At 42.9% G+C, this 15203-nt stretch carries 16 protein-coding genes; 8 read left to right on the top strand and 8 right to left on the bottom strand.

From position 1 onward, the window contains the following. Positions 1-15 precede the first annotated feature (15 nt). From L4C54_RS06230 to L4C54_RS06205, 6 genes are all read right to left on the bottom strand, one after another. The gene (locus tag L4C54_RS06230; protein WP_428807494.1) at positions 16-897 is read right to left on the bottom strand and encodes a DUF7916 family protein; all 882 of its coding nucleotides are present in this window, start codon (positions 895-897) and stop codon (positions 16-18) included. Then, positions 878-1240: a PTS lactose/cellobiose transporter subunit IIA gene (locus tag L4C54_RS06225; RefSeq protein WP_428807493.1), complete on the bottom strand. Its 363-nt coding sequence runs from the start codon at positions 1238-1240 to the stop codon at positions 878-880. The genes L4C54_RS06230 and L4C54_RS06225 overlap by 20 nt, the downstream gene beginning before the upstream one ends. After that, positions 1224-2558, bottom strand: a complete 1335-nt coding sequence (locus tag L4C54_RS06220) for a PTS sugar transporter subunit IIC (RefSeq protein ID WP_428807492.1) — start codon at positions 2556-2558, stop codon at positions 1224-1226. The genes L4C54_RS06225 and L4C54_RS06220 overlap by 17 nt, the downstream gene beginning before the upstream one ends. Positions 2559-2562: 4 nt before the next feature. Next, positions 2563-2886: a PTS sugar transporter subunit IIB gene (locus tag L4C54_RS06215; protein WP_428800053.1), complete on the bottom strand. Its 324-nt coding sequence runs from the start codon at positions 2884-2886 to the stop codon at positions 2563-2565. A 280-nt stretch (positions 2887-3166) separates the two neighbouring features. Then, positions 3167-4171 (bottom strand): LacI family DNA-binding transcriptional regulator, encoded by a 1005-nt coding sequence (locus L4C54_RS06210; RefSeq protein WP_428807491.1) that lies wholly within the window; start codon positions 4169-4171, stop codon positions 3167-3169. 128 nt (positions 4172-4299) lie between these two features. After that, positions 4300-4725, bottom strand: coding sequence for a universal stress protein (locus L4C54_RS06205; RefSeq protein ID WP_428800055.1), 426 nt, complete (start codon positions 4723-4725; stop codon positions 4300-4302). A gap of 248 nt (positions 4726-4973) precedes the next feature. Between L4C54_RS06205 and L4C54_RS06200 the strand changes: the two genes are divergently transcribed. The 8 genes from L4C54_RS06200 (at position 4974) to L4C54_RS06165 (ending at position 13311) form a co-directional block, all read left to right on the top strand. Further along, positions 4974-5681 (top strand): helix-turn-helix domain-containing protein, encoded by a 708-nt coding sequence (locus tag L4C54_RS06200; RefSeq protein WP_428807490.1) that lies wholly within the window; start codon positions 4974-4976, stop codon positions 5679-5681. Positions 5682-5779: 98 nt separating this feature from the next. Beyond that, complete coding sequence (locus tag L4C54_RS06195) at positions 5780-6754, top strand: DMT family transporter (RefSeq protein WP_428807489.1); 975 nt, start codon at positions 5780-5782, stop codon at positions 6752-6754. Between the two features lie 106 nt (positions 6755-6860). Next, positions 6861-7823, top strand: a complete 963-nt coding sequence (locus L4C54_RS06190; RefSeq protein ID WP_428807488.1) for an ABC transporter substrate-binding protein — start codon at positions 6861-6863, stop codon at positions 7821-7823. Between the two features lie 124 nt (positions 7824-7947). Further along, positions 7948-8382: a copper resistance protein gene (locus L4C54_RS06185; protein WP_428807487.1), complete on the top strand. Its 435-nt coding sequence runs from the start codon at positions 7948-7950 to the stop codon at positions 8380-8382. 60 nt (positions 8383-8442) lie between these two features. Further along, on the top strand, positions 8443-10587 hold the full coding sequence (locus tag L4C54_RS06180; protein WP_428807486.1) for a protein-disulfide reductase DsbD family protein: 2145 nt from the start codon (positions 8443-8445) through the stop codon (positions 10585-10587). Further along, positions 10584-11135: a protein disulfide oxidoreductase gene (locus L4C54_RS06175; RefSeq protein WP_428807485.1), complete on the top strand. Its 552-nt coding sequence runs from the start codon at positions 10584-10586 to the stop codon at positions 11133-11135. Before L4C54_RS06180 ends, L4C54_RS06175 begins: the two co-directional genes overlap by 4 nt. A 63-nt stretch (positions 11136-11198) precedes the next feature. Next, positions 11199-11909, top strand: a complete 711-nt coding sequence (locus L4C54_RS06170) for a DsbA family protein (RefSeq protein WP_428807484.1) — start codon at positions 11199-11201, stop codon at positions 11907-11909. Between the two features lie 439 nt (positions 11910-12348). Beyond that, positions 12349-13311 (top strand): TerC/Alx family metal homeostasis membrane protein, encoded by a 963-nt coding sequence (locus L4C54_RS06165; RefSeq protein WP_428807483.1) that lies wholly within the window; start codon positions 12349-12351, stop codon positions 13309-13311. A gap of 79 nt (positions 13312-13390) precedes the next feature. Here the strand turns inward: L4C54_RS06165 and L4C54_RS06160 are convergent, their stop codons facing one another. Beyond that, positions 13391-14284, bottom strand: coding sequence for a hydroxymethylglutaryl-CoA lyase (locus L4C54_RS06160; protein ID WP_428807939.1), 894 nt, complete (start codon positions 14282-14284; stop codon positions 13391-13393). A 33-nt stretch (positions 14285-14317) separates the two neighbouring features. Continuing rightward, entirely contained in the window at positions 14318-15193 is an 876-nt protein-coding gene (locus L4C54_RS06155; RefSeq protein ID WP_428807482.1) for an enoyl-CoA hydratase-related protein, read from the bottom strand. Between the last annotated feature and the right edge of the window lie 10 nt (positions 15194-15203).

The following is a 15203-nucleotide window of genomic DNA, read 5'->3' as shown; positions in this document are numbered from 1 at the left end:
TTATTGTGTAATTATTTATCGACGATTAGCCATTCGTTTATATTGATGTCGTCTTCCTCTAAGCGTTAAGCCTAATTGCATTATATTTTCTGGCGGTGCGATACCGCTATATCCACCATCGCCAATATGTACGATATCAGCGCCGGCTGCCTTAGAAGCCATAGCCACTTGTTCGATATAGGACTCTGTCGCTCCCTCTTGAGAAGTACCAATGGCCAACATGCCGAGCATTCCGCTTTGGTGGACTGCCGTCATCATCTTTCTGGCGAGATCTGCGTCAACCCCAGGCGTCGTGTATGGAGCTGGAAACATCATGACATCAGCCCCTGCTTCAGCGAAGTTAGGAATAATATTCAGGTTATAGTCATTACCTACACCGCCAGCGTGCATTTTCCCAGCTACAACAATGATATCTTGAGACACCTTCCGTACTAAACTTATCGCACCTAAAATCGTTTCTTGCGTGACTGCGTTGCCAGGATTTCCAGTGAGCATGACATAATCAAGCCCAATTGCGATTGCACGTTCTACAGTTTCTCTTGTGACAGTTCGCCCGATATCAACGTGGTTGATACTTTCTGGAACAGGCTCTAAATTGCAACCTATTAAGCGTCCTGTGGCCTTTTTTACTTCTTGAATCGACATTATTTCATCAGGGTTTTCAGATAAAATTTTGATAGCTGGGTTCATGACATCTAAGCAATTCAATGTGATCATGTCAGCCCCAAAGGCCGCCGCAATTTCAGGACCAGACACGACATCCAGTGGTGGTGTAATCGCGACGACATTTTCGACCATGATGGTGCGTCCCTCTGAGTTTTGAATGCTGTCTACAATGTCTTTTCGTGAAGCATTCCGAACATCTTCAGCAGTAAAATCAAATATGCGCTTCTTCATGACTTCTTACCTTATGTAGTTGATGATAAATCGCTACGATCTCTTCGGCCATTTCTCGACACAACATTGTGGTCATAATATGGTCTTGAATATGGGTTAGGATGAGCGTCATAGTGACTTTGCCTGCTCCCTCATCGAAACCAATTAATGACGTTTGCGCTTTATGAACGGAACTCAATGCTTTATCACCATCCAGTAATAGTTGATGCGCGTGTTGGAACTGACCTTTACGTGCAGTGGTCATTGCTTCCATAAATGTCGAACGTGCTTCGCCAACCTGACAAAGGAGAGACATCAGAAATTCTTCAGTGATGTCCTCATTACTATTAATTTTTACATTCATCGAGCTTTCCTTGTGTAGCTGTAGACTGGGCAGTATCTAATGCGTTTTCTTCTGCGAGTAACTGTCTCTCATGTACTTTTAAGAATGGGTAGAAGACGAGTGCACTGACTAAGATGCTGCTGACAACGACGAGTGCAGCTGTTCCAGAGTTGGTTGCAATGATGGCTCCTATTGGTGCTGGCATTGTCCATGGTGGAATAGCAATGATCTTGGCGACAAACCCTGCTTTAAATGCAAACCAAACAATGGTTGTGTTCAATGTCGGAGCAAGAAGCCAAGGGATAAAATATATTGGGTTCATGACAATAGGGGTGCCAAAGATGACCGGCTCGTTGATGTTGAACGTACCTGGAATGATGGACATTTTCCCTATGGTCTTAAGTTGAGTCGCTTTAGAACGCATCATTAAGATAACTAACCCCCAAGTGCCGCCCGCGCCGCCTACAAAGATAAAGAAGTCCATGACAGGGTTAATAAAGATGGCGGGTAAAGGTTCACCTGCAGCGAGTGCTTCTTGGTTCAGCCCTAGGTTAATCAGCAGCATAGGCCCAATGATCCCGCCTACAACGGAACCGCCGTGAATGCCACTAAACCAAAGCAATTGAATCAGTAATACCGCGAGTAAACATGCAATATAGCTGTCTGATGCGAGCACCAAGGGTTGGAATAACGTCATAATTGCATCGGGTATTTTCATACCGTGCTGAGCTAGGTATACATTGATGGTCATGACGATGATTGAGATAAATACAATGGGAATCAATAGATCAAATGATGCGGATATTTTTGGTGGAACCGCTTCAGGCATTTTGATTCGGATATTGTATTTGATCAGCAGCCTTTGCATTTCAGGTACAAATAAACCACAGATGATGGCGGTAAAAGCCCCCGTTCCGCCGAGAAATGCACCCGGTAGAACACCACCGATTTCCACATTGACCATAGGAGCGGCAGCCAGCAAGAATGCAAACATAGATAACATGCCAGTGTTCATTGGGCGTAATTTATAGGCTTCTGCTAAACTAAAGCCGATACCAAATGACGCGTAAAGGGCGAAAATCCCCATACTAAGTTGGAAAGGGGTAAGAATATTGTCTTTACCAATGATTTCAATCAACCCATGCCAAGCATCAAAGAAGAAATTACCGTCTGAGGGTGGGAAAGCTAAAACCAGCAGTAGTGAACCAACAATTAGAAATGGCATTGTTGAAACAAACCCATCTTTAATTGCATTTACATGTTTTTGTGCGGAAATTTTGCCAGCAGCAGGTGCTACGACAGTTTCGACAAACCTCAATACGTTATCAAATAGTGCCATTTTGCTAACTCTCCATAGTTTCGTGGGCTTGATAGAGTGAAATTGCTTGTTCTAATACTGCATCGCCTTTTAATAATCCGTAATTCATCATATCGATCAGTCCGCAGCCCTTATTTTGCTCTTTGGCTACTTGTCTAAACTCCTCATATTTGAATTTTACTTGGGGAGCAACCAAGCAGACATCGCTCCATTTGATGCACTCATCAAACTCTGAGATTGAATGCGCTGATATTTCACACTTAACGCCTTTTTCTATTGCCGCCTTTTCCATTTTGCTCACGAGCATGCTTGTTGACATACCAGCAGCGCAGCAGAGGAATATCTTCATATCGTTTCTCCTTTCCGTGTATAACCACTTATGATTTTTAATGTAACCGGTTTCGGTAACCGGTTACATATATACACCACAAATCATTGCAATGAGTAACATATGATCGATTTATGCAGGCTGTGTCTAATTTTTAAACGAATGTAAACTAGTGATGTTTTTGTAGATAAAAGAAGGAGAATTAGGTTTAGGGCGATATAGAATGAAGAAAGGAAACAGAAGTAATACCTCCCATTTTAAGGTGAATTAATAGCAAAAAAGGGGAGGTTAGGAAGATGAACTAGAGCGAGTTAGGCATAGTCGAATTTCGTACGATGAGTTGCCCGCGAATCACCTCTGATTCAAATGAAAGGTCTCCTTGAATGAGCCTTTGTGCGACAGACATGGCCTGCGCCATAATCGTTTGAATGGGAACTTCAACGGTTGTAAGTGCTGGTTCAATGAATGCACTACAAGGATCGTTATCAATACTAACAATAGATATATCCTTAGGTACTGATAGCCCATGTTCGGTCAATGCTTTAATGCAACCGATGGCAATATCATCTGAAGCGGCAACGATTGCAGTATCCAACAGCCCTTCTTCTATGAGTTCTTTTCCGGCGGCGTACCCTTCTATATAACCAAATTCACAGGCGATTTGGCGAGATTCTAGAAAAAGTTCGGGGTGTGCCATTATGGCCTTATTGAAACCTTTTGAACGAGATGATGACGTAGGTGTGGCGGGCTTTGGGCCAATATAGGTCAACTTTCTGTGGCCGGAATTTAACAGGTGTTCAACCGCCATCTTGACAGCATGTTGCTGATCAAATGCAATGGAATAGCCTGCACTTAATGGTAACTCTCGGCCTACGTTCACTAACGGAATATCAATGGAATGATTGAGTGCAATGATTTGATCGCTTGATAGCATTCGACTATACAAAACGATGACATCACATCTCTTTTCAACCAATGAGTGTACAGCTTTTAGTTCACTCTCTGCTTGGTTATGTCCATCCGCAATCAGAAGTTGCTTACCCATTAGATCGGCGCTAACAGAGGCTTGTTTGAGCAAAATTCCAAAATAACTTCCGGTGAAATCTGAAAGGACTAATCCAATGCTATTACCACTTTTTGTTGCTAAGGCTTGAGCGACTGAGCTAGGTTTATAGTTAAGTTCTGACATGACAGAGTTAACTAATTCTCGAGTGCTTTCTTTGACTTGCCCCGTACCATTAATGACACGAGAAACCGTCGCTTTTGAAACTCCAGCAATACGAGATACATCTGAAATTGTTGCCATTCATGCCTCTTGCAGATCATACATCTTTATTTTGAATTCCGAAGATAACAGATTTTAGAAACAATAGAGAAGAAAATGCGTAGCTACCAATGGGCTAGCTACGCATATAAATTACGATATTTACCAAGTTAAGTTTCAATGGGCACAATTAGAATATCCACAGGTGACTTGTTTATTAGGTGCTTGGAATAAGAAACAATACTGCTCCAAAAGTCGTGGTGGTGACCGCATATTAACAGGTCGACATTGTTATCAATGATAGTGTCGTGGAGCTTATTACTTAAATCCCCTGTGCCGACAAAGAAAGACTTGATGGGGAAGTCGGTATAAGCTTCAAACGTTCTAAGTTGATCTATGGAGTTTTGCTTTAAAGGAATGTCTTCGACGCCTGTTGTGATGTCGATAAGATCCGGATAAATTTCGCCATGTGTCCCGTCCATGTGGACGAAGGAGATCTCAGCGCCCATGGTTTTTGCAAGGAAGATAGCTCGATCGATGAGTATTTTACTGTCGTCTGAAAGCTCTAGTGCAACTAGGATGTGTTTGTATTTCATAACTATTCCTCTTTCTTGATTCACTTGGGTCAGCATAGTGTTGGTGGGTTGAAATTGCTGTCGAAGCGGTCGCAAAACGCACAAGTTTCATTGCCATATTATACAAATAGATAGATGTGGAATTAAACGTTAATCTATTCTCATAGTGATCAACTATCACCATTTTCAACCCTATGACTTTAGTGAATACGAATGTTGGGATAGGCTAGTGAAATTGACGCCATCTGATTATTATTTGCGGTAAGGCTATGTCTAACTCAATCTCGATTCGTTCTTATAGTCGCCAAAAAAGGGGACATTCTCACCCCTTTCATCAGCTCGTTCTCCCATTGCGTGGTGTGATAAATCTAGAGATAGAATCTTACACGGGGAAGGTGACGCCTGGAGAGTGTGTCATTATCCAAACGGGTCAAATGCATTACTTTACCGCTCAAGACCATGCGAAATTTGTTATCGTCGACATGGAGGAACTGCCGGAAAATCTCACTAACTCGGATGTCGTGGTATTTACAATCACACCTCCGCTTAAGAGTTTTCTATCTTTTGTCGAACAGCAACTTATTTTTCAGGTGAGTAATGCACTCGAAGGTCAGGTTTTTTCTCTTTTTAATGGATTGCTAAAAGAGCAAAGGCTAGTGAAGCAGTTGGATCATCGAGTCAGAAACGTGTTGGATCATATGGAAGAAAACTTAAGCGACGACTTGTCGATAGAGTCTTTAGCTCATATTGCGTGCCTAAGCCCGACACAATTAAAGTTGATATTTAAAAAGCAGACCAAACTTTCCGTGATGCAATATCTAACCAAAATGCGTATGGATAAAGCACAGGCTCTATTGCTTAATACCGATTACCCAATCTCGATTGTTGCGGAAAGTGTTGGCTACCGTGACCCAACCGCATTTAGCCGACGCTTTACCCAACACTTTGGGTTAACACCTTCTAAGCTTTCCAGGTAATTACGTCTTAGTTGCTGTAGGAATAGTCCTTTCTGCAAGAACAAGTGAATTCTCTCGTATTAATATCACCCTTAATTTATTAAGGATGAAGAATCGATATGTTAAAGGATAACAAAATTTTACGAGGGATTGGTGCGGTGACTTTTTCAAGCGTTCTATGGGGGACGACGGGTACAACAGCAAGCCTAACTTCAGGTGTGAATCCATTGGCAATCGGTGCATTTTCAACAGGACTTGGAGGGCTGTTACTTTTCATATACTCCCTTAAGGCCATTAAGAGAGACATGCCAATACTGCTCTCTAATCCATTATTGCTGCTTATAGGAAGTCTATCAGTGGCTCTATATCCATTGGCGTTTTATACCTCAATGAACTGGTCTGGCATTGCGATAGGTACCGTCGTATCTATCGCGAGTGCCCCATTTTTTACGGTAATACTTGAGCGTCTTATTAGCAAGAAGTCGATTAAGGTATCTTGGGTGGTTAGTTTTGCATTTGGAGGATTAGGGATAACTTTCTTAGCATTCAGCCATCCGCACCAATATTCTCCAGACTCTGAATTTACCAGACATAACCTTGGGCTAGTATTAGGGCTTGTTGCAGGGCTGACTTATGCCTTTTATTCATGGGCGGCAAAAGAGCTTATTGATAAAGGGATCTCGTCAAAATCGAGTATGGGATGTTTATTTGGTTTGGCCTGTTTGCTTTTACTACCGTCACTTTTGTATACAGGGGATAACCTTTTTAGAGATGCTGAACATACGATGATTGCACTTTATCTGGCTACTATTCCAATGTTCATTGGTTATCTCTGTTTTGGCTATGGTCTTCGATATATCGACGCTAGTAAAGCAACATTAATTACATTACTGGAGCCGCTCGTTGCAACTGTGTTGGCCGTTGTTATCGTTGGGGAACAGCTTACGAAATTGGGCTGGGTAGGGATCTCGTCCATTATTCTCTGTTTACTTATTCAGATTAAAAGTACGTCGCCTATCCCAAAACTCAATTCTAATAAAGCAACTGCTCGTAACGCTGGTATCACTGTGGGTAGTTCTAGTGCGGAGCTATAATTTGCAATGACTGCTCCTCAAGTGTGGAGCAACGGTTAGAGATATTTAATCGAAGATGTAAGCGCTGTGGAATTGACTACAATTGTAAAAGCAAAGGGGGCATGGAATGAACCGGATCGCTTTACTACTTTTTCTACTATTGTTCAGTACATTGGCTACAGCAGGTCGTGTCGTCTTTATTCATAGTTATCATTTGTCTTATCCTTGGGTGCAGCAGTACCGAACTGGTTTTTTGAATGAGATAGGAAAGATTCAATTAGATGAATATGAGTTGGATACAAAGCGTAAACCCGATGTTGAATTCTCAGCCATTTCAAACAGTGCGTGGCATTTTATTGAGCAGAAAAAGCCTGATTTGGTGGTGTTGGCTGATGACAATGCACTTAGATTATTAGGGCGAAAAATAACTGAAAATAATCTTCCACTCGTCTTTCTCGGTATAAATTCCAACCCTCGCGACTACCTTGAATTGAACGAATATACGTCCGGTGCCATTGAGCGGCCTTTAATGAATCGGTCAGTGTCTATGTTGATAAAGTTATTGCCGGAGCTAGAACATGTCAATGTGATGATGGATAATAGAGCGACATCGCATGCAATTTTAGAAACGTCGTTTAATAACAAAGTTGAACAATCTATTTTGGGTATTACGGTAAGCAGCTCACTGATTAGTGATTATAAAACTTGGAAAGAGCGCGTTTTGAACGCTAAAGAATTGCATTACGATGCTTTAATCATTGCGAATTACGCGGCTCTAAGTGATGAGACTGGCGATAATGTCCCTTTAGATGAGGTGAGCGAGTGGACTAGTAAAAATAGCCCTGTTCCAGTTTTTTCTTTTTGGAGTTATTCGATAGGTAAGGGTAAAACTATCGGCGGTTTAACTATCAGTGGTGAGCAGCAAGGGGAAGAAGCGGCCAAATTGGTCAATGACTACTTTAGCAGTGGAGCGTTACGTCCTATTGTAACCCCTGCTCGTGGGCGTTTTATCTTTAGCGAGTATGAGTTAAAACGGTGGGGCATAGTCCTACCACAATTTATGTTGGATAAAGCACTTTTATTGCCATAGCTGATAAATGTCCCTTTTATACGTACGCATTAATTATATTTTCTTGTGTATTGAACAAATAGCACTTGAATTTGTCCTATAAAAACAATCACAATACACGGCACTTATTTTTGCAGTTGAAGCTATGAAGACTCCTCAAAACAAATACAGATTAGCCCGATGGTCGCTTGCGATCGTATGGTGGGTCGTATTTGTGTGCGTGGCTCAAAATGCTGGATTTTTCCAAGTTTGTTCTATCAATTACTCGCTAGACACAAACGGCTACTCTCAAGAAACGAATGGTTATGCTCAAGTTACCCCTGTGTCTACACCGCTTAAAACGGCTTCATCGTTAGGTGCTCAACAAGAAGACAGCAACTTAACTCAAGAGTGTGAACTCTCGAAGCAGTTACTTAATGCTCACCAGCATCAAATCGATGACTATCCTCTGATGATGTTCATTTTTGCGCTCCTATTTATCGCATTATTGATGTCGTTGCCGGGTAACTTCTCATCTTTTACCGAACCAATTGTCCCCAAACGGCGGACTCATTTAACCTTGTGTGTGTTTAGAGAATAAAAATTTCGATTACTGGCTTAGCCAGCGATTCGTTATATCTTTATTTTTATAGGAACACAGATGAAAAAAATCAATTTTGCTGCGGTATCAGCCTTCATATGGTTGGTCATTCTTTTAGGCAGCGCATATGTACTTATCCCCAAAGCATTGGCTCAACCTGTACCAGAGACTTCATTAGGTGCAGATACTGTTAGCACTGGCTGGTTACAAAATCCAGATCACCCACCCGTAGAGACGCGTTTTGTCGTAACAGGGCAAGTGAATGAGTCTCAGAAAACAGTCGAAGGCTTTCTTGAAGTTAAACTGGCTGGAGATTGGAAGACCTATTGGCGTAGCCCTGGTGAGGGTGGAATTAAGCCAAGCATGAGTTGGGATGAATCCGTAAATGTTAATGATGTGGATTGGTTATGGCCATACCCGCAGAGGTTCAGCCTGCTAGGTATAGAAACACTCGGCTACAAAAAGCGGGTCGTTTTCCCCATGACTCTTCATGTTGAAGATATGAATACGCCGGTGACGTTCAAGTCAAACTTGACGTTGTCTTCATGTACAACGGTGTGTGTTCTTACCGATTATCCTCTTGAATTGACTTTCGTACCATCAGATCTGTTGCTATCTGATGCAGCGATGCACATCTACGCTCAAGGGCTCAGTCAGGTACCTAAAGCCTCACCACTGATTCAAGAAATCAGTGCGATTTGGGATCAAGGCAAGAGCAAACTGCAAGTTACTGCAGTTAAGAAAATAGGTTGGGATAAACCGGATATTCTCGTAGATGGGCACTCTGAAGAAGTTGAAGACGCAGCGTTTACACGTCCTATCATTCGGGTTGAAGGTGATACTCTAGTAGCTACATTTGATGTGACAAGTTGGATGGGTACGCCAGATCTCGGTGGTGAAGAAATCTTGGTAACCATCGATGATCAAGACTTCATTACAGAGTTACCTACGATAGTTGTGTCGAAAATTATTACTGAAGTCGATACGAGTTTATCCATTGAAAAGATGTTTTTGTTTGCGTTCTTAGGCGGACTTATCCTAAATATAATGCCTTGTGTACTTCCAGTGCTAGGCATGAAACTAAGCAGTGTGGTTTCTGCGTCGTCGCTTAACAGAAGGCAAATTCGACTCCAGTTTCTGGCCTCGTCAGCAGGTATTTTGACATCATTTCTCCTGATTGCTTCCTTCCTAGCAGCACTCAAGCTGACAGGAAATGCAGTAGGTTGGGGAATACAGTTTCAAAGTGGTTGGTTCATTGGCTTAATGGTACTAATCACCGCGTTGTTTGGCGCTAATATGTTGGGCTTGTTTGAGATTCGTTTATCCTCAAACACCAATACTTGGATGGCGACAAAAGGGGATAACTCATACAGTGGTCACTTCACTCAAGGTATGTTTGCAACACTGCTTGCAACGCCGTGTTCTGCTCCTTTCCTAGGAACCGCTGTTGCATTTGCCTTGGCAACGAACATTCCAACGATGTTCGCGATATTTATAGCTTTAGGCTTAGGTATGGCGCTGCCTTGGATATTGGTATCAATCTTCCCTGCGATAGCTCTCTCTCTGCCTAAACCTGGCGCTTGGATGAACAACGTTAAGTATTTATTTGGCGGCATGATGCTACTGACGAGCATCTGGCTTCTTACGTTGCTGTCAAACCACTTACCGATTTTATGGGTGTATGTCATTGCAATTGCGGCGGTAATTACTCTCTTTATTCGTACATTGAAAGTACATGGAGAGAAGGCAGCGGCTTGGGCTGGTGGCTTAACTATTGCCCTAATTGCGGGTGGCATGATCATAGGCAGTATGACGGCTGATAAATGGGCTAGCCCTTTACCGCCAGAGCCAGAATGGCAAACACTGTCTACTGATGCCATTTCACAACATGTCGCAAATGGGAAAACTGTGTTTGTCGATATTACTGCGGATTGGTGTATTACATGTAAGGCCAATAAAATTGGTGTGGTACTTCAAGAGCCGGTTTATAGCACGCTTCAACACCCAGATGTTGTTACCATGCAAGGTGACTGGACGCGTCCAAGTGAGAGTGTGACGGCTTATCTTCGTTCTCACGGTCGATTTGGCGTCCCATTTAACATCGTTTATGGACCACAGGCACCAGATGGAATCCCGTTACCTGTCATCTTAAACAGCGACGTTGTCATTGACGCCATTAACCAAGCAAGTGGTGGTAAAAAATGAACACTAAGATGACCAAAGACAAAGAAACAAAGGCCAGCAAACCCAAAAAGAAGCGTACTTGGAAGTACTGGCTTAAAGAAGTACTCATGTATGTGGTGGTTATTACCGTCGTGTCCATAGGTGTAGATTACTGGCGAGCTCAAGACATGCCAAATGATGTCCCGTCACCGATTCAAGCTTTATCGCTCGATGGTGAATACATTGACGTGATAGAGATGAGTAAAGAGAAACCTGTCGTGGTCTATTTTTGGGCGACATGGTGTGGGGCGTGTAAGTTTGTAACTCCTACAATCAACCGATTAGGCGACTCTTATCATGTCGTTGGTATATCAGGAACATCGGGTGAAGACAGAAGAGTATCTCGTTATCTTGAGGCCCATGGGTATGATTTCTCGAACATCAACGACAATCGAAATAGCATCTTCCGAGAGTGGGGAGTAACGGTCACGCCAACCATTGTGATTATTCGTAATGGCGAAGTGAAATCAATTACCACTGGCATAACCACTCCGCCGGGTCTTTATGCTCGTTTGTGGCTTGCTCGATAGTCAGAACACAAGACTGACTGCTAAAAGTACATTCCTATAAATAAAAGAATTTTGGACAATAAAATGAAAATTAAATTGGTTACAGCACTAATCAGTGCGCTACTGATCTCTCCGTTAGCTTTGGCTAAAACGCAAGATGAAAAAATGGACGAGATTAATACTATGTTGAATTCAAACCCATCACTCATTGATGGCCTTCATACGAGCTTGATTAACTATTTGAGTGAGCAGAACGTGTTTGACCAAGCGTTAGAGCACAACCATGACTATATTTACAACAACCCGAATCAATCGTCATTTGGAGCGAAAGAGCCAACGGTGACGATTGTGAATGTGACAGACTACAGCTGCCCGTGGTGTAAAAAATTAGACCCTGTTCTTCATGAGCTAGTGGACAAGTACCCTGAGCAGATAAAAGTGATTAACCTGTTAGTTCCACTCAAGGAATTAAGAAGCAAAAATAATTCAACAACATACGCATTGAACGTCTGGCAACAAGCACCAGAAAAATACAAAGCAGTCCATGATATGTTGATCAGTAAACCGGGTGCTCATAATGAAGCTTCAGTCTTTAAGGTGGCGCAGAAAACAGGGACAGAGAAGCAGTACAATGCTGAAAAACTGTCGACTGAAATGATGGCAACTAATTACAACTTAATGAAAGACTTAGGGATACGTGGCACGCCTGCAATGCTAATCGGTGACGAACTCGTGTCTGGTTATGTACCGCTAGACCGACTAGAGAAGATGCTGGAAAGTCAGCTGACGAATTAATCCAGTATTCGGTAATTATACAAGGGCGCATCAAGCGCCCTTTTACAATTAAATAGAGTGAGTCTTCGTTTGAACGGTATAAGACGGTTGTTGATTAGAATATATGACTAGTATTGTTCATACTAGTTATCACAAAACCCTGACATATTGTCTGTAGACGAACAACTGCTTTAGCCATACTATGCACTTGTTTGGGGAGTAGTCGCCTTTAGTTTACTTATCGTCATCTCGTTAAGCGTTCGCTTTTCCGGTAAGTATAAGTTGAGTCATTAATAGTGAATCAACTTCGACAAGACCAACACAATCAAAGCGATATTAAGCGTGGTTATCTGTGCTTATTATCGTTAATTTTGTTTGTGGAGGGCTTTGTTATTAAAGTTGCAGACTTACGGTTAATCACCCTAGACTCATACCGACAGCCCTCCAATTTGGAGGAATTATGACCCCTGAAGTTTATGTAGGCTTTGCCCTGCTAACCACCGCACTTGTTTCACTCGATATTTGGCAAACGCGTGGCGGCAACATTTCTATTAAAAAAGCTACAATCTGGAGTATCTTCTGGTTCGCTCTCGCCTTTGTGTTCGCTTTCAGCATTTCACTGTTTTGGGAGGTGTATGCTCCTGACAGTGACTATTCATCCCAAAAGGCAATGGTATCGTTCATCACCGGATACTTGCTTGAGAAGTCATTGAGTGTAGATAACCTGTTTATCTTTGCGATTATATTCCATCAGTACGCAGTGCCTGAAAAATTACGGCCAAGAGCGTTACTTTGGGGCGTGATCGGTGCATTGTTTTTACGTGCAGTGATGATTTTAGTTGGAGCGCAGTTATTAGAACAGTATCACTGGCTGTTGTATGTGTTTGCTCTCTTTTTGATTTGGACAGGCATAAAGTTAGCAACAAGTTCTGGCGAAGAAGAGCTAAACCCGCTGCCAGAAAAACTCATTCGCCGTTTTGTTCCTGTAACAGCAGAGTTCAAGGGTAACTCGATATGGGTCAAAGAGCAGGGTAAATGGTGGGCAACGCCGATGCTTATTGTGGTTGGAGTCATCGCGTTTATGGATGTCATGTTCGCTTTGGATTCAATCCCCGCTATTTTCGCCGTAACCAGAGAGCCATTTTTAGTCTTGGCAGCGAATGTATTTGCACTATTGGGTTTACGTTCACTCTATTTTGTCCTTCAAGGGATGATGGATAAGTTCGTTTATCTTAAGCCTGCTTTAGCATTCATTATGGTGTTCATTGGCATCAAGATGATGTTGGTGGGTAGTGATTATGAGATACCAACTTATTTGTCGTTGGCTGTACTTCTATTGACAATGATGATCGCCGTTTTTGCGTCAATTAAAAAGCAGCCGCAACGAGTAGATGATGTAAACAGTGCGATCACGAGAGAATAAGCATACTAATATTTTTAGTTAAGCGACTACAATACACCTGAATATTTTCAGGTGTATTCATGAAAGTACCGTCGTGTTGTTAACCTCGCATCGCCATTGATACTTTGGAGTTTGGATCTTTGTTCAAGACCTTACAAATATCCCATCCAGCTTGTGCCACTTTATCCAAATCAACACCTGTTTCAATACCAAGTTCGCGACATAAATACAGCACATCTTCGGTTGCGACATTACCACTAGCGCCTTTAGCATAAGGGCAGCCGCCTAATCCAGCGACGCTACTGTCTATAACGTTTACGCCCATCTTTAGCGCTTGGTAAATGTTCGCGAGCGCCAGTCCCCATGTATCGTGAAAGTGCACGGCAATCTGTTGGGTGGGGATGACTTGTTGTACAGCACTCAGCATTTGTTGAACCCGAATGGGCGTTCCTGTGCCTATGGTGTCTCCTAATGAAACCTCCATGCATCCAACATCAAGGAGTAGCGTTGCGATCTCTGCGACTTGTTCTGGTGGAGTTGCGCCATCATAAGGGCAGTCGATGACGCAGGATAAATAGCCTCGGACGGGTATATCCAAAGAGCTGGCGCGTTCAACCACAGGTATAAAGCGTTCAAGACTTTCCATTAGCGTGCAATTGATGTTCTTTTGGCTGAAGCTTTCTGAGCACGACGTAAATATTGCGATTTGGTCAGCGCCGGCCTCGATAGCTTGTTCTAACCCTTGAAGATTCGGCGTCAAAGCGGAATAGACGACATTAGGTCGCCGAATGACTTTTTCCATGACCTGTTTAGAGTCAGCCATTTGTGGCACCCACTTAGGAGAGACAAATGAACCGGCTTCAATATGGGTTAGGCCAGTGGCAGACAGTTGATTAATAAAATTAACTTTGTTCTCGGTGTTGATCAACGCTTCGTTTTGAAGCCCATCTCTCGCCCCCATTTCTACGATCTTAACGTGTGATGGTAGAGTAATGTCTTGTTGGCTAACTGAACTTTGATTGTGCATTTATCTACGTTTCCATGCGGGTGGGCGTTTGGCGAAAAAGGCTCGCACCCCTTCTTGTCCCTGCTTTGAACTGCGAATATCAGCGATTAACTGACTCGTATGATCGATTAATTCTTGATCTATAGGCCGCTGTTCGCACATGTGACAAAGGGCTTTCGTCTCTTTAAGTGCATTTGGGCTGTTTGAAATTAGCATATGAACAACTGACTGGACTTGAGCTTCCAAGCGCAGGTTTTGCTCTTTACTCTGGTGTTGATAGTGGTAAACCACACTTGATTCTACAACGTAATGCAGCAAACCTAATTGGCATGCGGTAAGGGCGCTAAACTTTTCAGCGGTCAGCATGTATCGCCTTGCTTGACGTGTACCAATAGCTCGGCACACATAAGGTGCGATGGTAGCGGGAACCAGTCCTAGTTTTACTTCACTAAGACAAAATTGGGCATTCTCTGTTGCTATGGCAATATCGCAACAGCATATTAGCCCTAATGCGCCACCGAACGCACTGCCTTGAACAACTGCAATGGTTGGACGGGGGAAGTTATCTAATCGTTGCATTAACAGGGCTAGGTTGTCTGCATCCAGCCGGTTCTCACTAGGACTTTGCTCAGCCATAGATTGCATCCAATTGAGATCTGCGCCAGAGGAGAAATAGTTGCCGTTCGCACGAAGCAACAAGCAGCGTACAGAGGGGAGCCGAGCGAGTTTTTTAATTTGCTTATTCAGCAGCTTGATAAGTTTGTCATCAAAGGCGTTGTGTTTATCAACACGATTTAGTGTCAATGTGGCAACCCCTTTACAGTCAATATGGCAAAGCACTTGGCTCACGCTATCGTGGGCTGAGTCCGGGTGAGTTGTTTTTGTCTGTTTATTCATGATGACCGGC

Origin of the sequence: Vibrio lamellibrachiae, from assembly GCF_050337265.1 — a bacterium.
Lineage (GTDB): Bacteria > Pseudomonadota > Gammaproteobacteria > Enterobacterales > Vibrionaceae > Vibrio > Vibrio kyushuensis.
The sequence above is the reverse complement of the archived record's forward strand: the minus strand, read 5'-3'. Positions and strand labels throughout refer to the sequence as shown.